Origin of the sequence: Deferribacter desulfuricans SSM1 (genome assembly GCF_000010985.1) — a bacterium.
Classification (GTDB): Bacteria; Chrysiogenota; Deferribacteres; order Deferribacterales; family Deferribacteraceae; genus Deferribacter; species Deferribacter desulfuricans.
This window is the reverse complement of record NC_013939.1, coordinates 405020-430967: the sequence shown is the minus strand read 5'-3', so window position 1 is coordinate 430967 and position 25948 is coordinate 405020. Positions and strand designations below refer to the sequence as shown.

Here is a 25948-nt window from a genome sequence, read left to right as displayed (position 1 = left end):
TTTAATTATTTTTAGAAACATTATCCAAGAACTTTTTTAATTTAGCTAAAGCCTCTCTTCTATGACTGATTCTATTTTTTTCATCACTTGACAACTCTGCCATAGTTCTTCCATTATCAAGGACAAAAAGCGGATCGTACCCAAACCCATTTTCCCCTTTAAGCTCAAAACCTATTTTCCCTTTACATTCCCCATAGAAAGTTTCTATGGTCTTACCATCTTTACACAGCGCTATAACACAGACAAATTTTGCATCTCTATTTTCAAAAGGGGTACCTTCTAACTCCTTTAAAAGCTTAAGATTATTTTCCATATCTGTAGCATTTTCTCCGGCATATCTTGCAGAATAAATACCAGGTTTACCGTTCAAAACTTCAACAACTAGACCAGAATCATCTGCTATAACATAACCCTCTACAAATCTAGACAATTCCTCACCTTTTTTTCTTGCATTTTCTTCAAAAGTAGAGCCATCCTCTACAATATCTACTGGATTTTCTACAACTTCATAAACGGATATCACCTCTATCGGTTTTAAAATTTCAGAGATTTCTTTAAGTTTCCCTTTATTTTTTGTAGCTACATAAACTTTATCTATCATAAACCAAGCGCTTTTTTCTGAGCCTCAATAATGTTGTTTATCCCGATAAAAGCATAATCTATCATTTTGTTTAATACATCTCTACTAAAAGGGCTTTCTTCACCTGTACCCTGAATTTCAATTATTTCACCACTATCAGTTGCTACTACGTTCATATCCACCCTAGCAGTGGAGTCCTCTTCATAATTTAAATCTAAAATCACATCATCGTTTAAAACGCCCACACTAACAGCTGCAACAAAATTTTTAATCGGATTTTTTTCTAACTCACCACTTTTAACAAGTTTTTCAAAAGCAGAATATAATGCAACGAAACCACCTGAAATGGAAGCCGTTCTTGTACCTCCATCTGCCTGTATAACATCACAATCAATAACCACTGTTCTTTCACCCAAAACACTCATATCAACAACAGATCTAAGAGCTCTGCCTATGAGCCTTGATATTTCTTGAGTTCTTCCAGAAAGTTTCCCTTTTACAGATTCTCTAACATTTCTTGTATGTGTAGCCCTTGGTAACATCGAATATTCAGCAGTAATCCACCCAGTCCCCGTTCCTTTCAAAAAAGGTGGTACACCTTCAGTAATAGAAGCATTACAAATAACCTTTGTCTCCCCAAATTCTATTAAAACAGAGCCTTCAGGATATTTGATATAATCCGTTGTTATTTTTATTAAACGCATTTCATCATTTTTTCTTCCATCACTTCTCATTGCAACTCCCTTCAACTATTTTTATTTCATCGTTTTCTATAGTCATAGCACAATTATAATCCATCTGTAACTCTACATCACTACTTAAGATATTAATTTTAAATAGTTTTATACTATTGTCAAAAGATTTCAAAGTTTTCAAAATAGATTTTACAAGTAAATACTCATTATTACTACTATTAACAAACCCTTTATGTATTCTTAAATCCACAACACAGTAATCATTTTTTATTCTAACATTTTCAAAACTCACATATTTTCCTACAGGGGATATTTGATTACCTTTATCAATCTTGAGTTTATTTAAAAGTAAATAAGCATATACATCTTTTCTATAAAAAGGGTTAATAACAATAACTTTTTTGGGAACAAGCTCATTGGAAACGGTGTCTATATAAAAAACGTCATATCTCTTTATTGAACTAAAAAAGATAACAATAACAGCTAATCCAATAATAACAAAAAAATAATTCCTCATAGCATTAGATTAACACATTATAAAAATTTTATCAAAACGTATTTTTGATAAAACTCTTGAATTTTTCAAAATCTTTTTGTCTTTTTACTATTTCTGTTCCTACCACTACACCGTCAGAAAATTTTAAAATATCATATATATCATCTCTTGTCTTAATGCCAAATCCGTAAACTACTTTTTTATTCACCAACTTTTTTATATCACTAATCTTATTTTCATTAAAATTTAAGTCACCCATAACCCCAGTTGTCCCCTTTGTCCCAACATAGTATACAAAATCACCTTTCAAATTGTTAATTGATAAAATATCTTCCTTTCTACTCGTTGGTGTTAAAAAGGGAATAATCTCTACAGATAAACCTTTTTGATAAAAAAAGTCATGCATCCTATTTGGCAAATCGGCAATTATAAGACCATCTAGTAAAAAACCAAAATCATCAGAAAACTGTTTTAATCCATAGCTATAAACAATATTTGAATATGTCATTACATATACTTTTTTTCTTTTATTTATTATCCTCAATACCTCTTTTAAATCTTCAAAAGTAACTTTATCATAAACCTGATTGATTGCATCCATTATAACCGGCCCATCAGCAACTGGATCATTAAAAGGGTAACCTATCTCTATAAAATCTATACCGTCATAGTTCGATATAAAATTTATTACTTCAAGAAATGTTTCTTTATCTGGATAGCTTAGAACAATATAAACACCTTTCATATTCCCCTCACATAATCTTCTATAATATGCAAATCCTTATCCCCTCTCCCCGACAAATTGATTAACACATTTTTACCAATAAACTCTTTATGATGCTTCATCACATACCCTATTGCATGACTAGATTCTAAAGCTGGTAAAATCCCTTCTAACCTTGTAAGTTCAAAGAAACCATCTACTGCTTCTTTATCATTTATTGGATAATATTCTGCTCTACCTATATCAAATAGATAGGCATGCTCAGGCCCAACGCCTGGATAATCAAGTCCAGCAGATACAGAATGGACACTTGCAATCTGCCCAAATTCTGTTTGCAATACCTTTGAAAGACTCCCCTGAAAAACCCCTTTTTTGCCATAAGAGATACTACTTGCGTGCTCCCCAACCTTTTCTGATAAACCACCCGCTTCTACACCAATCAATCTTACATCTTCATCCTCTAAAAAACCTCTAAAAATACCTATCGCATTACTTCCTCCGCCAACACAGGCAACAACAACATCAGGCAATTTACCAACCTCTTCAATGAAAAACTTTCTTGCTTCTAATCCAATTACTGACTGAAAATGTGCCACGATTTCTGGAAAAGGGTATGGCCCAACTGCAGAGCCAATGAGATAATGAGTAGTATCAACATTGGTTACCCAATCTTTTATTGCTGCACTTACAGCATCTTTCAAAGTTTGACTACCAAAATCTACCACTTCCACTTTTGCACCAAGCATCTTCATCCGCTCTACATTTATTCTCTGTCTTTTAGCATCAAGACTCCCCATATACACTGTACATTCAATCCCAAGTAAAGCACAAACTGTTGCAGTGGCAACTCCATGCTGTCCAGCTCCTGTCTCAGCAATAATACGCTTTTTCCCCATGTATTTTGCAAGCAACGCCTGCCCTAAAGTGTTATTTATTTTATGAGCTCCTGTATGAAGTAAATCTTCCCTTTTTAGATAAATATTAACTCCATACTTTTCAGATAATCTCTTTGCAAAATAAACAGGTGTTGGTCTGCCTGCATAATTTTTTAACAAATAATCTAATTCATCATTAAAATTTTTATTATCTTTGTATTTAATAAAATTTTCTTCAAGTTCATCGAGGAGCGGTATAAGAGTTTCCGCTACAAATTGGCCACCATACTCCCCATAAAAATATCTATTATAATTCATAAAACACCTCAGATATGTTGTTTAATTTTCTCTATAAATAACTTCATCTTTTCAAAACTTTTCACACCATAATCCACTTCCACACCACTTGATACATCAACACCAGCTGGTATAATCTTTTCAAAAACGTTACCCACATTTTCAGGTGTCAAACCACCAGATACTAGCAATCTATCTGTATAGTCGTAAACCCATTCAGGATAATCACATTCAAAAACCCCTTTCCCCATACTTCTATCAAAAATAAGATATTTAAACTTTTCGTTATCTGGTTTATCAGCAGTCCCATAAATTAGATTATCAAGCTCTCTATAGTTATAAAGCTGTACATAATCAAAATTATCATACACATCTTTTACTTCATCAAAATCTATACCAACACACACTGTTAAAATTTTATTTTTTGCATAATCTGCAAGTTTGATACCTTTTGTATAGCCCACATACCTTTTACTCTTAGGGTGAAAAACTATACCTACTGCACTGTATCCAAGCTCAATAGCCCATTCTATCTGCTCAAAAGTGGTTATCCCACATACTTTGATAAACATATTACACCTGATTAAATTTCCTGATCAATTCTTCAGGACTTTCTGACTTCATAAGGGTAGTCCCTATTAAAAACATCTCAGCTCCTACATTTCTAAACATCATTACATCATCAATAGTCTCAATTCCACTTTCAGCTACCTTTACAAATTCACCATCTATATTTTTTAACACATTTAAGGCATAGCTTTTATCAATTTTTAAAGTTTTCAAATTTCTGCTATTTACCCCTAAAAATTTAATACCCATATTTTCAACTCTCTTAAATTCTTCAAATTCATGAATTTCCACTAATACTTCTAATCCAAGGCTTTTTGCGTATTCATAAAGATTAAACAACGATTTATCATCAAGAAGACTAACTATCAAAAGGATAACATCAGCACCATTCATATAGGCCATATCCACCTGTTTTTTATCGATGATAAAATCTTTACACAATATGGGAAGGCTCACTTCCTTGCTAATTCTGTTTAAAAATTCAAAACTTCCATTAAAGTAATATTTATCAGTAAGAACACTTATAGCTGCTGCACCACCTTTTTCATATCTTTTTGCCTGTAAACAAACATCTACATTTTTTATAAGGCCTAAAGATGGAGAAGCCTGCTTAACTTCAGCTATAACCCTCTTCTCTGGAAGGTTAATACCAAAAGGTATAATCCTTTTATTTCTAACACCTTCTACTTTTAGACCTTTAACCTCTTCAATTTTTTTCAGATAAACCTCTTCTAAAAACATTAAGCACTTACCCCTTTTAAACTTTCTAATTTTTCAATTACTTTGCCTGATTTCAGATGTTGCAGCACTTTTTCAAAACCGTCATCAATTGAACTATTATCAATTAAATGCAAAGCAAGTGCAGTATTGATTGCAAAAAGTATGGAAATTTTTTCATTTTCTCCAATAATGCCCTCTAAAAACAGTCTTTTAGCCTCTTCTTTTGATGAAACAGAAGGCATATCAAAAGGTTCAAAGAAATCTTCAGGCTTTAATACAAATTCTGATATTTGCCCATCAATAATCTTATAGCACCTTGTTGGCTCTTTTGTTGAAACCTCATCATATCCATCTAAGGACGAATAAACTATAAACTTTTTATTTTTAAATTTACTAGCAGCTTCTGCGTAAACCTCGAGTTTATCTTTACTACCTACCCCAATGATTTGATATTCTGGATCAGCAGGGTTTACCAGCGGCCCCAAAAGATTGAAGATAGTAGGAACACCAAGTTTTTTTCTGATCTGAGCCACATTTTTCATCGCAGGATGAAACATCGGTGCAAGCAAAAACACAAAACCATTTCTTTCATAAAATTCACGCATTTCATCAACTGATAACTTAACAGGAATACCTAACATATCCAAAATATCAGCAGATCCCACTTTTCCACTTATAGCAACATTACCATGTTTAACCACATTATGACCAAGAGACGACAAAATAATAGACACAGCAGTAGATACATTGACGCAGCTTTTACCATCACCACCAGTACCACAAGTATCAATACATGGCCTTTTAGAGTGTTCAAATCTAAACTTAAGGTCATTAAGAACTTTTGCTGCAACGTATATCTCTGTTGCAGTTTCCCCTTTCATTTTTAGAGCAATTAAAACAGCACTGACTATATCATCATCAAACTCACCTTTCATTATCCCCTCGAAAACTTTTAAAGACTCAGCTAAACTCATATCTTTTCCATTAAAAAGTTTTTTTACAGCATCATACATGACACCCTCCACAAATTTTTATAAAATTTTGAACGATTTTGTCCCCATATTCACTTTTTATCGATTCTGGATGAAATTGAACACCAAAGAGCAATTCATCTCTAAATTCAATAGCCATAATTTCACCATCACTCTCCCCTCTTGCAACAACAAACTCTTCAGCTACATTGACTGCCAGAGAGTGATAACGAACAGCTTCAAACTTGTTAGGCAACCCTTCTAAAATTAATGAATCTTTTGATTTGATAATTTTGTCTATTTTGCCATGTTTAATGCTCTTAGCCTGTCTGTAAGTCCCTGTTTTGTAATAGGCTATACATTGCATCCCAAGGCAAACACCAAAAATGGGGAGTTTCCCTTTATATTCTTCAATATATTTTAAAGAATTACCTGAGTTTTCCGGATTTGAAGGCCCCGGAGAAATTATTAACCCATGATATTTTGATGCATCCACAAACTCATCATTTTTAATTATATCAACATCCACACCAGCATTATCAAAAAGTGCGTATAGGTTGTAAGTAAATGAGTCGTAATTATCTATCAGTAAAAACATACCTTTCCTCCATATTCTTAGTTACCTCAATTGCTTTAAAAAGAGCTCCCAGCTTATTTTCCACTTCAAAATATTCCCTTTCAGGATCGCTGTCATAGACAATACCTGCTCCTGCTCTTAAAATCATTTTCCCATTTTTAAAAGCGGCGCTTCTAATTGTGATACATGTATCCATATCCCCTGCAAAAGAGAAATAACCAGCACATCCTGCATAAAAACCTCGAGGACTTTTTTCATACTGATTTATCAACTCCATAGCTCTCACCTTTGGAGCACCTGAAACAGTCCCTGCAGGAAATGTCATTGCAAATAAATCTAAATTTGAAATGCCCTCTTTTTTTTCCCCCTCCACCTCCGACACAATATGCACTACATGTGAATAAACTTCCGGAACAAACGCCTCATTGACTTTTACCGTTTTAGGTTTACACCCTCTATAAAGGTCATTTCTTGCAAGGTCTAAAAGCATTAAATGCTCAGAAATCTCCTTTTCATCAGATATTAATTTTCTTTTCACATCCTCGATATCTTTTTCTACTGGGTATGTGCCGGCAATAGGTTTTAAAGTGGCTTTATTATCCTTGATTTTTAAATGAATTTCAGGGGATGAACCACACACAATAAAATCATCAAATTTAAAATAAAACATATAAGGGGATGGATTAATATTTCTTAACGCTCTATAGAAACTCACAGGGTTTACAAATCCATCCACTTCAAATTTATTGGAAATGACAATTTGAATTGCTTCGCCTCTAATTATTTCATCTTTAACCTTTTTTACAGTTTCAATAAAATCATCTTTTTCAAAATCTTTTTTAATATTTATAAAACTGTCAGATTTCGTGAGGTCAAAATTAACAACATGTAACTCATCTACCATCTCAAGGGTTCTTTTTACACATCTTCTAAACTCATCCTCTAAAGAATTTGAGGTATCTGCAATGCAAACCGAATAAAATTTACCTAACTTGTTATCAAAAACATAAAACTCATCAATGTATCCAAGTCCAAGTTGAGATTCATCACCTTCATACAATTTCTCTCTTAAAATCCCCATATAATTTGCCATTTCATAACCAAAAAAGCCCACATATCCACCACAAAAATCACCAATACTTTCAAATTTTGCACCTTTAAACTCGTTCATTTCACTGTTTAAATAATCAATAGGATTTACAAGTAGTTCTGTTTTCTTCCCATCTTTATCAATTAAATAAAGTTTCCCTTTTTTGAAAATTAGTGTCTTCTTCGCAGTCTTTGCAAAATAGGTAAACCTTGAAAAACTCTTATCAATATTTGCACTTTCAAGCAAAAATAGAAATTTTTCATTGGAAAAATTTCTGAGCAAACTAATAGGGGTATAAATATCCCCCACGATTTCTCGTATTATAGGGATTTGTCTAAATTCTTTTGATAATTTTTCAAATTCCTTAAAATTTACATTTAACATTTTAAACCTCCAAATTCATAAAAAAAAGGCCGTGAGTTAAATCCCACGGCCTTCGAATAGTTATAAAAAAAGGCCGTGTGGCTGTTCCGCCACACGGCCCAAATATATTTTAATGGTGGCAGAACAGCACTATATTGCTATCAACTGCCACCACCAATTTCTTAATGATTTTAAAATGTTAAAAATTATTGAACCCTTCATGCAAGTACATATAATTTAAAAATAATAAAATGTAAAGCTTTTTTATTAAAGAAATCAGAAAAAATCTTGACAAATACAAAAGTTAGATATATCTAACTTTTCACTTATTGGAGGTATTAATGCATAAGAAAGAATATAAAGTGCTTTTAGTAGGTAATCCAAACGTTGGTAAAAGTGCGCTTTTTTATAACCTAACGAAAAAATATGCCTCTGTATCAAACTATCCTGGAACAACTGTTTCAATATTTAAAGGTAAAACTAACATCGGTCCACACCACGAGGTGGAATTTATAGATACCCCAGGTTTTTACAATTTTAACACGATTACTGAAGAAGAAAAAGTCACAAAGGATATTATCTTACAAAATGATTATGATTGTATTCTTCATGTTGTAGACGCAAAGAATATAGCAAGGATGCTTCCACTTACATTCCAATTTATCGAAGCGGGTCTACCCACAATACTTGTATTAAATATGTATGATGAGCTCGAATGCCAAGGGATGGAGATTAATATTACCCATTTAGAGCATGACCTTGGAATCCCTGTAGTTAAAACTGCCGCTATTAAAAACAAAGGGACAGAAAATTTGATGGCTAGGATTTTGAGTGTAGTTGAAGGAAGATATAATTTTCAGCCGATAAACATTAAATACAGCAATAATATAGAGCAACTGATAGAAAAAATAATTAAGCAATTAAATAGTAGCTATCCAATCTCAAAGAGGAGTATAGCTCTTCTTTTAATTCAAAAAGATAAAGATACAATACAGTTTGTAAAAGAAAGGGAAACTAACTTTGATAAAATAAAAGAAATAATTGATAGTTTATCAGATAATCTCCACATAGAAATAGCTTCAAAAAGATTAGAACTTTCACAAGAACTCTGTGCAGAACATTTTTATTCAAACGGCTCAAAAAAACAGTCAAAAATAAGTTCCTTTTTTGATAAAATAACCTTGCACCCAACTTTTGGTTTTTTAGCTGTTTTATTGATTCTGTATTTTGGATTTTACAAGTTTGTTGGGCAATTTGGCGCTGGAACTCTTGTGGATTTCATAGAAACAAAAATTTTTGAAGAAAGTTTAAACCCCTACATAAATCAGCTTTTCCATAAGTTTTTAGGAGATACCATATTTTTCAATCTTTTTGCTGGTGACTACGGAATTATAACTTTAGGCTTAAGATATGCAATCGCAATCGTTTTACCTGTAGTTTCAACCTTTTTCTTTATGTTTTCTTTATTAGAAGATTCAGGCTATTTAGTAAGACTCTCCATCATTCTTGATAAATCAATGAAAAAGATTGGATTAAGTGGGAGGTCTGTAATCCCTCTAATTTTAGGATTAGGTTGTGGTACAATGGCCACAGTTGTAACAAGAACCCTTGAAACAAAAAGGGAAAGATTGCTTGTTACATTTTTGCTTGCTTTGACAATACCATGCTCTGCTCAACTGGGTGTAATTCTTGGACTTTTTGATAAAAGTTTTTCAGCACTTATAATTTGGTTTATAACTATCTTAGTAGTTTTCTTAATAAGTGGCTTCATTTTAAATAAATATACAAAAGGGGGTAGTGCCAGCTTTTTCATGGAAGTTCCACCAATTAGAATGCCAAGTATTAAGAATGTATTTCTAAAAACTTTTTCAAGATTAAAATGGTATGCAATTGAAGTTATTCCACTTTTTATACTTGCATCAGTTCTGATATGGATAGGAAAACTTACCAAACTATTCGATGTATTATCTTTTATACTTTCATTTCCAGCAAAAATGGCAGGACTCCCAAAACAGATGGGAGATATTTTTATCTACGGATTCTTTAGAAGGGATTTTGGTGCTGCAGGATTGTACGATATTCAGAATACATTAACAGTAAAAAATTTGATTGTTGCTAGTGTAATATTAACTCTGTTTGTCCCCTGTATTGCACAGTTTTCAATGATGATAAAAGAAAGAGGTTTTAAAACAGCTATGGTTATATTTTTGACTGTTATACCATTTGCATTTTTCACCGGAATAATACTAAATCTCATCTTGACTGCTGTGGGGTATTAAATGAAAATTGCATCAGCCAAACTAAATAAAGAATACATTGTTATTGATATTGAAAAAAATGATACCCAAGCTTTAAAAAAAATATGTTCTTTAGGTATCCTACCAGGTCTCAAAATAAAAATAGTACAAAAACAGCCAATGATTATTTTTGAAGTCTTTAACTCAAGATTTGCGATAGATAATGAACTTGCAGACAAAATAATCGTAAAAGAAACAAATTAACATAATAAAGTGTTTAATGTATAATCTCCAAGGACGTTGCAGATAGCTTCGTCAGCTTACGCTTCCTCGCGATGACTGCCTAGCTGTCATTGCAAACGAAGTGAAGGAATCTGAGGTGCTTAAGTAATTATTATTTGCGCAACATCCTCAATCATCTATATTATAATTTCAAAGCGCCCTATTGATGAATAAAGCTTATCATCAATATTAAACTCTTTATCAATATCCTCAACATTTAATGCTGCCCAGACCAAATCAATATCATCAACACTCAATTTATCAAAAAAACTTTTATACTTTTCATCTGTAAAAATTTTACCTTTAATCTCACCGTTTTTATAATGTACAAGCTTTACCAAAACATCACCAATTTCTGAAAGGTTCACATGAAATGAAACATAAAAATTCCCATCCTTACTTTTTATTTTAATGGCACCATCACTCACATCATACTTTTCAGCCTTAAAAGGTAAAATTAATTCACCATTAATCAAATAATTTATCTGCAATTTTGTTATATTATCTTCCCCTCCCCCTTTTTTTAATAATAGCAATTTAGTATCATCTGATACATCTTCATTTTTTATAATTTTCCTTTCTAAAAAGATACCTGAATCTTTAATAAGTTTTTTTATCTCTTCTTTATCAATCTTTTTAATGTTAAAATTGTCTAACTCCTTTAATGAATTAAATATCTCACTTTTACTAAGTTTATAAATTATCTGCTTCAATTTCAGGCTATCCATACTCTGCAAAGGATCTTTGACCATTTTTAGCTCTAATATAGGCTCTAATTTTACCACTTCTGCACGAAATTTGGATAAAGCAAGCCTGGAGTTTAAAATAGCTTTTAATATTTTCCCTTTTATACTTACTAAATAAACATTATTTTCTAACAATCTTACAAGTTTGACATTGACAGTCTCGCCAATTTTAAGTTTTGGAGGTTCTTTACTGATAATATTAGATAATTTTGTATTATCTATTTTCATTTAATAACTTTATCACAAGATTTACTTCGGTAACAGAAACATCTAGCTCCTTAGCTATTTCACTCATAGATTTACCACTTTTATGAAGTTGTAAAATTTTATCTTTTAAACTCTTCTCTTTTTCCAAATTAGACTCCAACATCTCATACCTATTTAGCTTTGCATCCACTAAATCCACAAGATCTTCAAGCAAACTCTCTTTTTCACGAATACCGTTATCCAGTTTTTCAGATACCCTTTCACTCTCTATAATTAGCTCCCTCAATTCATTCACAAGTAAATTTACCTCATCATAAGAAATATCAACTAATTTTTGTTCGATTTGCTTAATTTTTAAAAACAAGACCAAACAAAAGAGATAAAGTATACCAATCAATACAAATGCTATAATTAATATTAAACTAAAATTCATATTATTACCTTTAGATTAACTCTGAATAGATTTCTTTATCAATTCTCTATCCTTTTCAAAAACATATTTTATGATATCTTCTCTCAATTCATTATCAATGTATTTAAACTCAACCCCATAAATATAACCTCTTGGGGTTTTAAACTCAGAAACTATTTTTCCAATTGCATAAAATTTTACTCTGGTTAACGATTCTCTGATATCACCTTCTATGTAAAGAAAAAGCTCCTTATCTATCTCTTCTGGTGAAAAAAAACTTAATCCTCCTCCGCTTATATCTATTGCATCAACTTCCATAAACTCTAAATCAATTTCCTTATTACTCAAAGATTCTAATACCAAATCAAGTTTTGTATCAATCTCTAATAAAAATCGTAAAACATACTGCATACTACTTGTTTCTTTCTGGATGATGTTTTTAATTTTGTTGGCCATTGTGGATTTAGCTTGAATGCTCTTTCTATCAATGATTCTTTTAAAATCTGATAAGGAGTCAACATCTATCAACTTTATCTTATATTTCCCTTTGTAATCGATTCGATAATGTTCTCTACGGAGCCCTTTTTCAACATTGGATATAATTTTTAAATAATAAACATCCCCATCTCTTCTCAAAAACTCCACATCAGCACCAACCAGATCATCACCTTCATACCATAAAGCGTGTATCTTTAAAGAATCTGAAAAAAGATCTTCACTTAATCCATTTGACTTAATACCAAAGTTTTTTTGATCAACAAATACTGCATAAATTGTCCTTATATCATCTTTTTGATAAATTTTTAAAACAACCTTATTCATATTAACCCTCTGTATCTATTATCTTACCAGCTTCTTCTTCTAAAACAGAAATCTTCTTTTTTTTAGACCTTTTCTTAATCTTTTTCAATTTTCTTAAAAGTTCTTCCCTCTTTTTAGGGTCAATTATTAGCATTTTTGAATCTTCGACATTGATTACTGTTACTAAATTATTTAGATTTTGCTCAACAAACTCCTTTGAAACATAACCATATCTATTATAACTATTTTTATCAACTACATCCTGAATTTTCTCAGGATAATTTATTTTACCAATAATATGTTGTAAATCTTTTGGACCAATGCCCGTCAAATATTACTCCTTTTTATAAACGATACCCGTTTTAAAATTCTCCATTACAAATTTATCATTCAAACGATTAATTGTTTCTGAGTGCCCTAAAAATAAAAAACCTGGAGTATTAAGAGCATTATAAAAGTGCTCAATAACCAATTTTTTTGTATCAACATCAAAATAAATCAACACATTCCGGCAAAAAATCACATCACATTTGCCAACCTTAAGATACAACATTTTATCTGTAAGGTTCCCCTGCATAAACCTTACCATTCTTTTAATTTCATCAGAAATAAAATAATTAAGATCTTCTTTCTTAAAATATTTAGAAATAATTTTAGGATCCACTCCACGAAAAGAAACAGACCGATAGATCCCTTCTTGTGCTGTTTTTATCACTTCTGTATTGATATCTACACCGATTAAATCAAACCTTGCTTTACCAATAAGATTCTTCTCTTTCAATGCAATAGCTATACTGTAAGGTTCTTCACCTGTAGAACATGCCGCAGATAATATTTTAATTGTTCTTTTACCCTTAGAAATCAAAAAAGGGACAACCTTATCGGTAAGGTAATCGATTTGACCTCTTTCCCTAAAAAAATACGTTTCATTAATTGTAACCAGATTTATTAATTTCTGAAGTTCAAATTTTCCTTTAATATTATACTTTAAATAATAAATATAATCTTTAAATGAAGTAAAGTTTAGCTCATGAAGCAGTCTTGATAATCTATTTTCTAACAAATATTTTTTATTTGATGTAAAAGTAATCCCTGCATGCTTATAAATGAGTTCTGCTAATTCTATAAACTCATCATCTTTAATTTTTATAATACCTGTGTTTATCATAACTCTCCCAGCACCTGATAAATTTTCTCTTTCACAAATCTATTATCCTCTTTTTCAAGATGCATTCTTAAAGTGGTTTCCATATCATCACCATTAATATTCGATAATATCTCTACAGTTTTATACCTAACAATCCAACTTTTATCATTTAAGCATTTCAAAGCTATATCTTTTACCTCGTTACCTTTTAATAAATAAAGAGAATTGATTGCTTCTTTTCTAATATCTTCATTCTCCTCTGATAAACATTGAATTAGAAAATCATCAGCATTTGCACCAATCTTTCCCAAAGCCTCAATAATGGCAAGTTTAACATTTTCAGCCACTTCATGATAAATATTCATTAAATAATCTGCACATTTCTGCTCTTCACATAACTCACCTATAGCTTTTACAGCAAAATAGGCAACCATACTATCAGAGTCTTTTGTCAACTTTAATATCTCATCGATTTTATGAACAGCATTAATTCTAATAAGTGAAGCAGCAGCAGATTCCCTGACAATATTAGATCTATGAGATAAGTAACTTAAAATAATATCAGCAACCTCATCCTTTTTAAAAAAAGATAACATCTTTACCAAATACGCTAAAAGATATTCATCTTTCTCTTTTTCTAACTCACTTTTCAAAATCTCATAGGATTTATCATCATTTATTAAAGTAAGTGCTTGAATTGCAATCTTCTTTAACCTTTCATCATCACTTTTTAAAAGTTCTGATATCCTATCAGCATCACTTTCATCAGATAGCAGGGCTACTGTCGCTGCAGCAGATTCAGCAACATCTATAAATTCACTTTTCAAAAATTCATAAATCTTCTCTTTACTTTCAAAATCCTGAAACCACCCTAAAACAGTAATTGCTGCTTTTACAACATTACCAACTTCATCATTCAATGCGTCCCTGATATCATCTAAACACTCAAAATCCCCTGCTTTTCCTATTGTCAATATGGCATACTCTTTCAATACTGGGTCATCAGATTTTAATAATTTGCGCATTAATTCTTTATATTGTTCATTGTAATTTTCACCTATAAAATCGGAAACTTTATCAGCAAGTTCTATATCTTCGAAAAATTTCAACAACTCTTCAGGTTTATATGAACTGAAATCCATATCAATCTTAAAAACAGATCTCAAATTGGTAAGCTCAAACAATTGAATAATGCTCTCATTAGCATTTACAATTAAAAAATCTAATCCATTTTCATTGCAAAACTTATTTAGCTGTATAAAACCAGCAAGAGCTTTGCTCTGTACATATTCAACTCTGCTAAGATCCAACTTCACAGTTTTAACATTTTTCTCATTAGCAATTTTATCGATTATCTCTTTAAAAATTGTTACATTCAAATCAGGCAGTAAGTATATTTTTAATTCATCACCCGATTTTTCAATTTTGTAAGACATAAATTACCTCAAAGCTTCATTTTCTGTAGCAAATATTTTAAATACTTTATCTAATCCAGTAAAAGAAAACATCTCTTTTAAGTCATTGGATAATTCGCATAATCTAAGATTCTTTTTATTTTTGTTAGTTTTTTTATACAGATCTATGATTTCCCTTAAACCGGAACTATTCATATAAACAACACCTTTGAATGACAGTACAACAGTATCTGTGGATTCAAAAAGTTTTAAAACCTCTTCTTTCATACTTTGCCCAGTCTGCGCATTAATTTCCCCACTTAAATAAACAACTTTTTTCCCATTCACATCTTTTACATCCATTTTAACCTCCACTCTCTTTTTTTATTACAAAGATAGTAATATCATCTTCAAAAGGTCTACCTTCTGTAAACTCTTTTACATCTTCCATTATATAATTTATTATATCACTACATTTCTCATTTTGAAACATAATTATTTTATTAATCAGTAGATCATAACCATACTGCTCATCACTTTTATTCATTGCCTCAACCAATCCATCGGTATACATAAAAGCGATATCTCCACTATCCATAACAAAGCTACCTTCTTCATAATCAACTTCTTCAAAAGCGCCTAAAAATAGACCAGATGCTGTTATCTTTCTCACAACCATCTCAGATTTATCGAAATAGAGAAGCGGATTATGACCAGCACTTGCAAAATTACACTCACCTGTCAAGCTGTTCATAACGAGATAAAACATTGTAACAAAATCATTTGTATAAATATTATCACACAGGATTTCGTTTACCATACTCAAAGCTTCTGCTGCAGAAATTACATCATAAGTATAAGATCTCATAATTGCTCTAGTAATAGCCATAATTACTGCAGCTGGAATCCCATGACCACTTACATCGGCAACAGTAAAACCCCAGTAACCGTTACTCATTTCTATACAATCGTAATAGTCCCCACCAGCTTGCTCTGCAGGTGTATAAAAAGCACCAAAATCATAACCTTCTAGTTGTGGTAATTCATCAGGGAGTAAACTTGACTGAATCTCACCAACCTGTCTCAGCTCTTCATTTATTATTTCCTGAGCTTTTTTAAGCTTTTCATTCATTTTGAGAAGATCTTCGTTGAGCTTCATCATCTGATACTGCTTCTCTTTAAGCTCAGCTTGCTGCCTTTTTATCTCATCAAGCAGGTAAATCTCTTTGGTCGTATCCCTTACACTTTCTACAATATAGTTTTCAAATTTATTGAAATATACGGTCAATTTTCGATCATTTACTTCTCTAACACTTTTTGTAACTTTAGGATTTTTTAGAGGACAATCACTGCAAGGCTCCTCAAATCCATAAACTTGAAAACATTTCCCACTTTTTAGGCTGTCATAATTTTTATTTACAAAATCAGCTATTTTATAATTTAATAAATCTATCTTGTAGTCTTGTTCAACTACCAACAAACCATCACTTATACTGTTAACAACCTTTGTTAAAAACCTATGTTTTCTTTCAACCTCTTGCCTCTTCAAACTAAGAATTACATTGTTGGCCTTTAGCTCTTTAGCTTGGTGAGTAAGTTTATCTACCAAAACTTTCTCTTCCGTAATATCCTTTAGCACTTCCAAAAACAGATTATCTTCATCTAAGCACTCAAATCTACTTCTAAGAATTTTTCTAAACCCTCTAAAATTTAGAGTATCGTGCACAATATCTTTTGCAAAACATTTATTTTTTAAAGTGGAAAGTTGACAGTTTTCACAAGGTTCACTTCTTTTAAAAAGTGTTGAATAACATTTTTTCCCAATAACGCTTTCAGGCTTTTTATCAGAAAGTATTTTTATCTGCTTATTTACATATTGAATCTTATAATTTTTATCAACAATTAAAACCAACTCTTCAATATTATTGATGACTTCATCAAATTTAATATTTTCCATTTAACACCACATATGCAATAATTATTGTAAACAGAATTAATATAATTACAACAGATGAAACAATCAAATTTTTTGTCAATTTTTTATTTTCTTCGATATAATCTTTTTTGTACTCTTCAATTTCTTTATCTATATTATTAAATTTCTCCAACAATTTTTCTATCTCACTTTTATACTTTTCTACATCCTCCATCGGTTCATATTCTATTATAGCACCAATATACATAATCAAAAGTTTCACAAAATTAAATAAATCAACTTTTAAATACTGAAACCTATCTAAAAAAGTATACGTTGAAACAACTAACAAGTTTGGTAAAAGCTTAAACTGCTCTTTCTTCAAAGTTTCCCTTATATCATCGGGTATATCATCAAAATTTTCAATTTTATCCACAATACTTTTTACAGGTTCATAAAATGATGAATATCTTTCTACCACACTCTTTATAAGATTTATTCTAATTACATTTTTTTCTTTAGGAACTTCTCGATTTCTCAAATAATTTCTTATTAAAATAAAACCTGACGGTGTTTTAACTTTTTTTCTAACAACTTTCTTTTTTGGTTCTTTTTTCTTATCTATTGCGATTAATGTTTCTATAATCTCATCTGTGGTAAAGATAAAATAACCTTCTTCATCTATTATCTGTTTATCCTCATCATTTAAATGTCCGTTTGTAAAAAAGAATAACGTTGTCAAATTGTTTTCGTTCATTACTCTCAATACTTCTACCGGCACTTCAGAATCCACATCTCCTCCATCTTGAACTACCTCTACCCAAATCAACGCTTCGTCATCACTTCCTTTATGCTTCCAAATCTCACAACGGGTTTTATTAGGCACCTCTTTTAATGCTCTATGAAATGAATAATTAAAATCATCCATTATCTCAGCGACATAATCATAAAAATTGGCTATCGAAATGTTGTAGAGATCTTTTGGGTTTAAATCGCTAAAACGACTCATAAAGTTCTACCCTTCTATTTTTTTCAGCACCTTGAAGTCCATTTGAAACTAATGGGAAAAATGCTCCAAATCCAACTATCTTAGCATTACTATCTATACCAGAATATTTTCTAATAAGCTCTTTTATGAACTCTGCCCTTAAGATTGATAATTCATAATTATTTCTATACTTATTATTTGGCTTTACTGGTAAAGAGTCAGTATGACCGTAGATATAATATACCTTATCCCTATTTAGATTTCTAAAAAAAGATATAGTCTCGTTATCTAGATTAAATCGATATTCACCTTTTTTAAAATAAAATGTCTTGATAAGTTTTAAGTTGCCAAAACCACTAATATTCTTAATTGATTTATAATCTTTACCATTACTAACTTCTTCAATTTGTAAAACTTTCCACCCATTTAATGCAATATTCTCTTTTGCACTATCAACAGACAAATCATATACATAAATAACTGTTGAAATAGAACCAGGCTTTTGTACTAAAGCTTTAAATAATCTTTTATTAGCGCCACCAGATATACCTGTAATGAAAATTATTATTAGTAAGGATAGGTAAAAGCTTCTTATAATTTTTGTCCTCAATTTTAAAGTCCTTTAAAGCCTTTTTAAAATCTGAATCGTCATAAACTCTAACAACTTTAAGACTTTTAATAACATCAGCTCCGCCATTATAGTAAAAAAACGATTTATAATCTAACTTACTAACTGTTTGAAATCTGGTCGCACCAGTATTTACTTCATAAACAAACACAAGCAAAACAAATAAGATACTATTTTTTATAAACAGCTTTAAGCTCATCGATTGTTTTCAATAACTCCTCTAAACTTACAGGTTTTACAATAAATGAGTCTATACCATATAATGAGTATTTTTTACTATCCTTTGCCTCACTTCTTGAAGAAACTGCAATTATTGGTCCATTATACCCTGATTCCCTCAATGATTTAGCCAACTCATAACCATCCATATCAGGCATAAAGACATCTGTAATTACAAAATCAATCTGAAGATTCTTTATAGCAGCAAGTGCATCTTTGCCGTTCGTAATCTCTACAACATTTAGCCAACCTGTATTATTTAAAAGTCTCTTCATAATTTTTCTATCAGTAGCTGAATCATCTACCACCATTACATTCATCTTGTTTGTAAATTCGTTTGTTTGAACAACAGATGTAGTTTTTCTCCTATTAACCCTTGGCATTTTGGATGCAATATCCATAATTCCAGCCACATCCAGAATAAGTCTTACAGCACCATCCCCCATAATTGTAGCGCCAGCAATACCAACAGTACCACCTAAATACTCACCCAAAGACTTGATAACAATCTCTTCTTGCCCAATCAATCTATCAACAATCAGTCCCACCCTCTTCTCAGCTAAAGCTACAACAACCACATACATCTCATTACTAAAAGTGGGTTCTAACTCAAATACTTCGTTCAATCTTATCAAAGATAAAACAGATTCTCTAAGTTTTAAAACCTCTCTTCCTTCAAAACTATGAATTTCATTTTCATCTATTTTTACCGTTTCAACAACAGAAACAATAGGGATAGCAAATATCTCCCCTGAAACTTCCACTAACAAAGCTTGAATTATTGCAAGTGTAAGAGGTAACTTCAATTTAAAGGTTGTACCTTTATCCAATTCTGAATCTATCTGAATAATCCCATTAAGTTTCTCAATGTTTGTTTTAACCACGTCCATACCAACGCCACGCCCTGAGACATCAGATACCTTTTCCGCTGTGGAAAAACCTGGTCTAAAAATTAGGCCAAAAGCTTCTTCTTTACTCAATGATTTAGCCTCTTCTGGAGTGATGACACCTTTTTCTATCGCCTTCTTTTTCAACTTTTCTGGATCCATACCGCGGCCGTCATCTTTTATCTCTACAACGATATGGTTCCCCTCATAATAAGCATTTAATGCTACAAGCCCCTTTTCAGGTTTACCTTTTTTAACCCTCTCTTCTGGTGGCTCGATCCCGTGATCAACGGCATTCCTTATCATATGGATGAGAGGATCACCTATTTCTTCAACAACAGATTTATCAAGCTCTGTATCTTCACCAGTGATGACAAGCTCTATATCCTTATTTAGCTCTCTACATAAGTCTCTAACCATTCTTGGAAATTTATTAAACACTTTCCCTATCGGAACCATCCTTGTTTTCATTACAGCTAGTTGCAATTCAGTGGTAATCAATCCCAAATGTGATGTGGTTTCTAAAAGTTGCTCAACCAAAAATTCACCTTCAAACTTCTTTTCAAATTCTGCAGAAATTTGAGCTATCCTGTTTCTGCTTAAAACAAGCTCTCCAACTAAATTCATCAATACATCTAATCTATTAACATCAACCCTTATTGTCTGCTCTATAGCTTTTGTAACCTTTGCAATCTGTTTAGGCTCATTCTTTTTTGTCTCTTTTTTCTCAGGTTTTGCCTTCTCCTCTTTTGGAGCCCCTACTGATTTTCCTTCATTTACAAGCTTAAGCTTTTTCACAATATCAGTAATATCAACAGTATCTGTACCATTTTTTATATCATCAATTAATTTCTTTAAATAATCAACAAACTCCAACAATACATCCATAACATCAGTGGTAACTACCATCTCACCTTTACGAAGTTTATTTAAAATCTCTTCTGCAATGTGAGTAAGATCTGTCAGCTTTTCAAAACCAAGAAATGAAGATGAACCCTTAATTGTATGTGCAGCTCTAAAAATTTTATTTAACAGATCCAAATCATCTTTTCGATGTTCGAGTTCTACTAAATCCTGATCCAATTGCTCTATCAATTCCTCTGCTTCGATTAAAAAATCCTGGATTAAATCGTTCATTTCATTATTCATAGAAAACTCCTATAAACCAAATTCTTCTAATAATTTATCCACTAACTCCTGATCTTCTAACACTTCAGTTTTATCTTTTACCTCTGAAAGCTTTTCAGGATCAATTTTATTCGATTTTAAACCGAGCTTTATAATCAAATCTGCTATCTTATCTTCAATCTCTTTTATAATCATTAACAACTTATCGATCTTTTGTTTAGTGATATCTTGAAATTCTAAAGCTGCAATAATATCAAAGCAGATATCCTCACCTTCTCTGATATTATCTTTTAAACCATTTATATATATTTTAACCTGCTCAAAATCCTTGTTTTGCGCAGCATTTTTTATACTTGCTAATGTTTCTTTTATAGAATCAATATTAAAATTTATTTTATCTATTTCATTAAGAATAGATTCAGAAGCATTTTTCATATCATCAATAATATCTTTTAAGACTTTTTCAAATACTGGTAACTCTTCATAAGTATCTGAAAAAGTTTCATCTACAATTTTTAATTTTTTTACAGCATCATTGAAATATTCTGCAATATGAAAAAGTTCACTTTCAGGATTCAAACTAATATCGATTAAATCATAGTCACCACTATTTATTTTCTTAGCTATTTCAATTAACTCATTCAAATCTTTAAGATACTCTTCCATTTTAATAACCTAAAAGTTTAAAAACCTTCTCTTTTAATGTATCAGGGGTAAACGGTTTAACAATATAATTGTTAACACCACTTTTTAATGCCATCAAAATATCCTCTTTAGCAGCTTCAGTGGTAACCATCAAAATGGGAATTTCATCATATTCAGAATTTGACCTAATTGTTTTAACAAAGGTTAGGCCATCCATCTCAGGCATATTCCAGTCAGTAATAATAAGGTCTACTTTATTTTTAGAGATAACATCCAAAGCTTCGACACCATTTGAAGCCTCAAGAATATTATTAAACCCAATCTTAATAAGAGTATTTTTTATAATCCTTCTCATTGTAGAAGAATCATCAACAGTAATAATTACATCATCGTAAGCCATCTAAAGCCTCCAAATATGTTTTATATCTATATTAAACTCTATTTTCATAATAATCAATCTTTAAGTTTCTTAATTCTTTCTGCTTTACTCACTATTTCCTGAATTCTCAAACCGAAATATCCATCAACTACAACAACCTCTCCACGAGCAATAACTTTATTATTTACCAACAATTCTACAGGCTCATCAGCATACTCTTCTAACTCTATAATTTTACCAGGTCCAAGTTCCAAAATATCCTTTAAATACATCTTAGTAGAACCTATTTTTACCGACACAGGGATCTCAACATCCAATAATAAATCTATATTACCTCCTGAATCATAACTACTGTTCTGCTCAAAACCTTCTTCAAATGGGACAAAATCAGGTACATCATCCGTTTTTTCAGAAGAGGTTTCGATTATACTATTAAAAGCAGAATCTATAAAAAAGATAAATTCAGAATCTATTTTATCTGCTTTTATTGAAAATTTATAAGCAGCATACTCTTTTTCATCCTCTTCTGACATCTCAGTAAAAATATCCACCACTGTAAAATTAAACTTTTTATCATATTTCTCCTTTAAAGGAACATTTAAAGAGGATACAATCTGAGTTATCAGCTCTTTTGCCCCATCCTTTGTTTCATCATCAAGCTCATCTTTAGATTCCCCTTCCCCCATCATCATGTAATCGACAAGCGCTGTCAAATCTTTTATAGTGAAAAGTAATCCAAACTCATTCCCACTTTCAGTTTCAACCCCTTTTACACAAACAGGATTATCAAAATTTTCATAGACATCTGAGATAAACCCTGTGAAAAATTCAGTAATTTCTATTTCAACATCTCTATTTATCACAGTTTGCAAAGAACTACCAAAATTCTCTTTAACTAAATCGACAAACTCTTTATATCCCGGCATATCATCCAAATTAAATAAATTTTTCACTGTTCAACTCCCACGTGATCTTCTATAATTCTCTTTACTTTAACCGCTTTTTTGACTCCAGAGATACCTAGCTCCACTTCAAACTTCTTCAGATTATTTAAAATCAATACTGCAGGATGGGTTGATTTTTTATTGAGTAATATTGTATCTCCTGCTTTTAAAGAGAGTATTTCATCAACTGTAAATATATTCTCACCTAACACAGCTTCAACATCTACAAATATATCTTCAAGCAGCAAAAATATTTGCTCCTCATAATTGCCAAACTTACCTTTTTTACCACCAATAATCCAATCTTGAGAGCTAATTTTACCAAGGACAGGCTCAAGAGTAATTGCTGGAAAACATAAATTTATCAATCCACTTGCTTCACCAAATTTGACCTCAAAAACAATCAAAACAACAACTTCATTTTGAGCAACTATCTGTATAACCTGTGGACTATTCTCACTTACCTCTTTTTTAAATTTTACATTTGGAATAACCTGTCTCCAGACATCTTCAAGCTCTTTCAGTAAAAGATTAATAACGCCATCAAGCAATTTCTGCTCTAAGTCTGTCAGCTCCCTAATTTTGTAAAGTGGTTGACCTGTGCCACCTAACAGTTTATCAACTATAGGGAAAACAATTGATGGGTTGATTTCCAAAACTAAATTCCCCTCTAAAGGTATCATACTTATAACATTAAAACTTGTTGGATCAGGTAAAGACATAAGAAACTCACCATAAGTCATCTGGTCAACGCTTACCAAATTTATATCAGTAATAGCTCTCAATACATTAGAAAGGGCAGAGCTAAAATTTCTAGCAAACTTATCATGTAAATTTCTAAGAGACCTTAACTGCTCTTTAGAAACCCTATCAGGCCTTCTAAAATCATAGACCGATACTTTTTTAGGAACAAACTCCAACGAATCTATTTTTTTCTCATCAATACCTTCTTCAGCTACTGTCGAAAGTAGGGCATCAATCTCTTCTTGACTTAAAATATCGGCCATTTTTTAAATTATCTCCTATTTACAGTATGCTGTAATTCTTTCAGCAAGTTTATCAAGAGGTACCACTTCATCAGCAAGGTTTGCTTCTACAACTGCTCTTGGCATCCCATAAACAACACAGCTATCTTTATCCTGAGCAATCACTATTCCACCTTTCTCTTTAAGCTTTTGCAATCCAATCTTTCCATCAGAACCCATTCCTGTCATAATCACTCCAAGGCCATTACCACCAATAGCCTCCACAGCTGATTCAACCATCACATCAACACTTGGTACATGCAAAACATTTTTCGGTTCTTCACTTACCTCTGTATAATAATTCGACCCAACTTTCCTAACCTTTAGATGAAATCCACCTTTTGCTATATAAACAACATTTGGCTCAATCTTTTCTTTCCCCTGAGCCTCTATTACTGTCAATTTGCTTAAATTATTTAATCTATCTGCAAGAGATTTTGTAAAATTAGGGGGCATATGCTGAACCACCAATACGGGCTTATTCAAATCAGCAGGTAATTTTGGTATAACTCTCTGTAAAGATTGAGGCCCACCTGTAGAAGTACCTATCAAAACCATCTTTAAAGGGACTTTTCTTGTAGGTTTGCTAATACCAGCTATCTGAGTTTTTTTCTCAACTGTTTTAGTTGTAACAGTTGGTCTTCTAATTATACCAGTAGATCTTTTTCTGGCAAAATACTTTATCTTTTCTATCAATTCTTTTTCTATTTTCATTATTGTCAATGTGGCAAAAGACTTATCTTTTGGGATAAAATCAACTGCACCAAGCTCCAATGCCTTTAAAGTTGCCTCAGCACCTTCTGTAGTTAAAGAACTAACCATTATGGTAGGTGTAGGGAATTTTTTCATGATTATTTCGAGAGCTTCTAAGCCATTCATTATAGGCATTTCTATATCTAAAGTAATGATATCTGGTTTTAGGCTTTCCACCATCTCAACTGCTTCTTTCCCGTTTCTTGCAAATCCAACTATTTCTATTTCAGGGTCTTTCTTTAACATCCCTTCAATGGCTTTCCTCATAAAAGCAGAATCATCAACAATTAATACCTTGATTTTACTCATACTTTCCACTCCATCCTTTTCTTTAGTTTTTTTACTGCACTATTATGCAGTTGACTTACTCTTGATTCTGATATCCCAAGTACACTACCTATCTCTTTCATCGTAAGATCTTCATAATAATATAATGTTATGACAAGTCTTTCCTTCTCATTCAACTTTTCAATCTCTTTACCCAAAACCTCTATCAACTCTTTTTTCTCAATTGACTCCTCAGGTGTTAAAATATCACTTTTTATAAAATTTATCAATGAACTACTATCATCCTCACCAAATGTAATATCTAAACTTACTTGATCAGAGTTTTCTAACAGCTCTAATAATTTATTAACCTCATCAATATCTAAATTATATTCTTTTGCAATTTCTGACGGATGCGGCTTTCTACCCAGTTTAGATGATAATCTTGCAATTTTATCCTCTAAATCTTTGATTTTTGTCCTTACATTTCTCGATAAAATATCCATTTTGCGCAAAACATCTAAAATTGCACCCTTCACACGCTTTTCTGCATAATATTTAAAATCTATATTCCTGCTTTTATCATATCGTTTTAGCGCCTCAACAAAACCGAAACAGGCTGCGGAGTAAATCTCATCCATATCCACGCTGTCAGGCAAATTCGAACAAGCTTTTAATACCCACAATTTTATCTTAGGGATAAACTCCTTTATTAATTCCTCTTCATTATAAAATTCTTCATTTAACTTATAATATTCATTCATTTTCATAATATCTTTCTATAGTTATTAAATATCATTTCGATGTTTTTAAAAAAATACTTTGCAATAAAATATACAACAAAAAAAACCATCAAATCTCTTAAAAACAGGCTAAAGAAATTTTCAATATCAATATAATCTAAATGAAAAACCTTATATCCAAATGATATCATAAATGACAAAGAAGCAATTAAAAGCGCCACATACCCGTATATCCCCTTCATA

At 31.5% G+C, this 25948-nt stretch carries 31 protein-coding genes; 2 read left to right on the top strand and 29 right to left on the bottom strand.

All coding sequences use genetic code 11. The features are described 5' to 3' along the window. Position 1 precedes the first annotated feature (1 nt). Genes DEFDS_RS02235 through DEFDS_RS02190 form a run of 10 tightly spaced genes read right to left on the bottom strand, consistent with a single transcriptional unit; the run spans position 2 to position 7979 of the window. The gene (locus DEFDS_RS02235; RefSeq protein WP_013007189.1) at positions 2 to 601 is read right to left on the bottom strand and encodes an XTP/dITP diphosphatase; all 600 of its coding nucleotides are present in this window, start codon (positions 599 to 601) and stop codon (positions 2 to 4) included. Further along, entirely contained in the window at positions 598 to 1314 is a 717-nt protein-coding gene (gene rph, locus DEFDS_RS02230; protein ID WP_013007188.1) for a ribonuclease PH, read from the bottom strand. The genes DEFDS_RS02235 and rph overlap by 4 nt, the downstream gene beginning before the upstream one ends. Beyond that, positions 1304 to 1792, bottom strand: a complete 489-nt coding sequence (locus tag DEFDS_RS02225; protein ID WP_013007187.1) for a GerMN domain-containing protein — start codon at positions 1790 to 1792, stop codon at positions 1304 to 1306. The genes rph and DEFDS_RS02225 overlap by 11 nt, the downstream gene beginning before the upstream one ends. Positions 1793 to 1823: 31 nt before the next feature. Beyond that, a complete protein-coding gene (gene trpA / locus DEFDS_RS02220; RefSeq protein ID WP_013007186.1) occupies positions 1824 to 2516 on the bottom strand; it encodes a tryptophan synthase subunit alpha in 693 nt (230 codons plus the stop codon). Next, positions 2513 to 3688 carry a tryptophan synthase subunit beta gene (gene trpB / locus DEFDS_RS02215; protein ID WP_013007185.1) on the bottom strand — a complete coding sequence of 392 codons (1176 nt, stop codon included), beginning with the start codon at positions 3686 to 3688 and terminating at the stop codon, positions 2513 to 2515. Before trpB ends, trpA begins: the two co-directional genes overlap by 4 nt. Positions 3689 to 3696: 8 nt before the next feature. Next, entirely contained in the window at positions 3697 to 4239 is a 543-nt protein-coding gene (locus DEFDS_RS02210; RefSeq protein ID WP_013007184.1) for a phosphoribosylanthranilate isomerase, read from the bottom strand. Between the two features lies 1 nt (position 4240). Beyond that, entirely contained in the window at positions 4241 to 4978 is a 738-nt protein-coding gene (locus DEFDS_RS02205; protein WP_013007183.1) for an indole-3-glycerol phosphate synthase TrpC, read from the bottom strand. Continuing rightward, entirely contained in the window at positions 4978 to 5970 is a 993-nt protein-coding gene (gene trpD / locus DEFDS_RS02200; RefSeq protein ID WP_013007182.1) for an anthranilate phosphoribosyltransferase, read from the bottom strand. Before trpD ends, DEFDS_RS02205 begins: the two co-directional genes overlap by 1 nt. Continuing rightward, positions 5963 to 6526, bottom strand: coding sequence for an anthranilate synthase component II (locus DEFDS_RS02195; RefSeq protein ID WP_013007181.1), 564 nt, complete (start codon positions 6524 to 6526; stop codon positions 5963 to 5965). Before DEFDS_RS02195 ends, trpD begins: the two co-directional genes overlap by 8 nt. Next, a complete protein-coding gene (locus DEFDS_RS02190) occupies positions 6507 to 7979 on the bottom strand; it encodes an anthranilate synthase component I family protein (RefSeq protein WP_013007180.1) in 1473 nt (490 codons plus the stop codon). The genes DEFDS_RS02195 and DEFDS_RS02190 overlap by 20 nt, the downstream gene beginning before the upstream one ends. A 320-nt stretch (positions 7980 to 8299) precedes the next feature. Here DEFDS_RS02190 and feoB point away from each other — a divergent pair, with 320 nt between their 5' ends. Both feoB and DEFDS_RS02180 read left to right on the top strand, forming a co-directional pair. Further along, on the top strand, positions 8300 to 10237 hold the full coding sequence (gene feoB, locus DEFDS_RS02185) for a ferrous iron transport protein B (protein ID WP_013007179.1): 1938 nt from the start codon (positions 8300 to 8302) through the stop codon (positions 10235 to 10237). Continuing rightward, positions 10238 to 10459, top strand: a complete 222-nt coding sequence (locus DEFDS_RS02180; protein WP_013007178.1) for a FeoA family protein — start codon at positions 10238 to 10240, stop codon at positions 10457 to 10459. It begins immediately after the preceding gene. A gap of 155 nt (positions 10460 to 10614) precedes the next feature. Here DEFDS_RS02180 and DEFDS_RS02175 read toward each other — a convergent pair whose 3' ends face one another. The 19 genes from DEFDS_RS02175 to DEFDS_RS02085 are packed head-to-tail and all read right to left on the bottom strand — an operon-like array spanning position 10615 to position 25947. After that, positions 10615 to 11451, bottom strand: coding sequence for a hypothetical protein (locus DEFDS_RS02175; RefSeq protein WP_013007177.1), 837 nt, complete (start codon positions 11449 to 11451; stop codon positions 10615 to 10617). Next, a complete protein-coding gene (locus DEFDS_RS02170) occupies positions 11438 to 11863 on the bottom strand; it encodes a DUF6115 domain-containing protein (RefSeq protein WP_013007176.1) in 426 nt (141 codons plus the stop codon). Before DEFDS_RS02170 ends, DEFDS_RS02175 begins: the two co-directional genes overlap by 14 nt. A gap of 15 nt (positions 11864 to 11878) precedes the next feature. Further along, on the bottom strand, positions 11879 to 12664 hold the full coding sequence (locus tag DEFDS_RS02165) for a PilZ domain-containing protein (protein ID WP_013007175.1): 786 nt from the start codon (positions 12662 to 12664) through the stop codon (positions 11879 to 11881). A 1-nt stretch (position 12665) separates the two neighbouring features. Next, a complete protein-coding gene (locus tag DEFDS_RS02160; RefSeq protein WP_013007174.1) occupies positions 12666 to 12974 on the bottom strand; it encodes a hypothetical protein in 309 nt (102 codons plus the stop codon). A gap of 3 nt (positions 12975 to 12977) precedes the next feature. Then, the gene (locus tag DEFDS_RS02155; RefSeq protein WP_013007173.1) at positions 12978 to 13811 is read right to left on the bottom strand and encodes a CheR family methyltransferase; all 834 of its coding nucleotides are present in this window, start codon (positions 13809 to 13811) and stop codon (positions 12978 to 12980) included. Then, positions 13808 to 15226, bottom strand: a complete 1419-nt coding sequence (locus DEFDS_RS02150) for a HEAT repeat domain-containing protein (RefSeq protein ID WP_013007172.1) — start codon at positions 15224 to 15226, stop codon at positions 13808 to 13810. Before DEFDS_RS02150 ends, DEFDS_RS02155 begins: the two co-directional genes overlap by 4 nt. A 3-nt stretch (positions 15227 to 15229) precedes the next feature. Continuing rightward, the gene (locus tag DEFDS_RS02145) at positions 15230 to 15547 is read right to left on the bottom strand and encodes an STAS domain-containing protein (protein ID WP_013007171.1); all 318 of its coding nucleotides are present in this window, start codon (positions 15545 to 15547) and stop codon (positions 15230 to 15232) included. A gap of 1 nt (position 15548) precedes the next feature. After that, positions 15549 to 17141 (bottom strand): SpoIIE family protein phosphatase, encoded by a 1593-nt coding sequence (locus DEFDS_RS02140; protein WP_013007170.1) that lies wholly within the window; start codon positions 17139 to 17141, stop codon positions 15549 to 15551. Then, complete coding sequence (locus DEFDS_RS02135; protein ID WP_013007169.1) at positions 17128 to 18108, bottom strand: hypothetical protein; 981 nt, start codon at positions 18106 to 18108, stop codon at positions 17128 to 17130. Before DEFDS_RS02135 ends, DEFDS_RS02140 begins: the two co-directional genes overlap by 14 nt. Further along, positions 18095 to 18697: an OmpA family protein gene (locus tag DEFDS_RS02130; RefSeq protein WP_013007168.1), complete on the bottom strand. Its 603-nt coding sequence runs from the start codon at positions 18695 to 18697 to the stop codon at positions 18095 to 18097. Before DEFDS_RS02130 ends, DEFDS_RS02135 begins: the two co-directional genes overlap by 14 nt. Next, positions 18618 to 18914, bottom strand: a complete 297-nt coding sequence (locus DEFDS_RS02125) for a hypothetical protein (protein ID WP_013007167.1) — start codon at positions 18912 to 18914, stop codon at positions 18618 to 18620. Before DEFDS_RS02125 ends, DEFDS_RS02130 begins: the two co-directional genes overlap by 80 nt. Next, positions 18886 to 20970, bottom strand: a complete 2085-nt coding sequence (locus DEFDS_RS02120; protein WP_013007166.1) for a hybrid sensor histidine kinase/response regulator — start codon at positions 20968 to 20970, stop codon at positions 18886 to 18888. The genes DEFDS_RS02125 and DEFDS_RS02120 overlap by 29 nt, the downstream gene beginning before the upstream one ends. A 9-nt stretch (positions 20971 to 20979) precedes the next feature. Then, positions 20980 to 21615 (bottom strand): protein phosphatase CheZ, encoded by a 636-nt coding sequence (locus tag DEFDS_RS02115; RefSeq protein ID WP_013007165.1) that lies wholly within the window; start codon positions 21613 to 21615, stop codon positions 20980 to 20982. Between the two features lies 1 nt (position 21616). After that, the gene (locus DEFDS_RS02110) at positions 21617 to 21994 is read right to left on the bottom strand and encodes a response regulator (protein ID WP_013007164.1); all 378 of its coding nucleotides are present in this window, start codon (positions 21992 to 21994) and stop codon (positions 21617 to 21619) included. A gap of 53 nt (positions 21995 to 22047) precedes the next feature. Further along, positions 22048 to 22926, bottom strand: coding sequence for a flagellar motor switch protein FliN (gene fliN, locus DEFDS_RS02105; RefSeq protein WP_013007163.1), 879 nt, complete (start codon positions 22924 to 22926; stop codon positions 22048 to 22050). Further along, positions 22923 to 23924: a flagellar motor switch protein FliM gene (fliM, locus tag DEFDS_RS02100; protein WP_013007162.1), complete on the bottom strand. Its 1002-nt coding sequence runs from the start codon at positions 23922 to 23924 to the stop codon at positions 22923 to 22925. The genes fliN and fliM overlap by 4 nt, the downstream gene beginning before the upstream one ends. 15 nt (positions 23925 to 23939) lie before the next feature. Beyond that, positions 23940 to 25004, bottom strand: a complete 1065-nt coding sequence (locus DEFDS_RS02095; RefSeq protein ID WP_013007161.1) for a protein-glutamate methylesterase/protein-glutamine glutaminase — start codon at positions 25002 to 25004, stop codon at positions 23940 to 23942. Continuing rightward, complete coding sequence (locus DEFDS_RS02090; RefSeq protein WP_231841027.1) at positions 25001 to 25726, bottom strand: sigma-70 family RNA polymerase sigma factor; 726 nt, start codon at positions 25724 to 25726, stop codon at positions 25001 to 25003. Before DEFDS_RS02090 ends, DEFDS_RS02095 begins: the two co-directional genes overlap by 4 nt. 2 nt (positions 25727 to 25728) lie before the next feature. Beyond that, complete coding sequence (locus tag DEFDS_RS02085; protein WP_013007159.1) at positions 25729 to 25947, bottom strand: hypothetical protein; 219 nt, start codon at positions 25945 to 25947, stop codon at positions 25729 to 25731. Position 25948 lies beyond the last annotated feature (1 nt).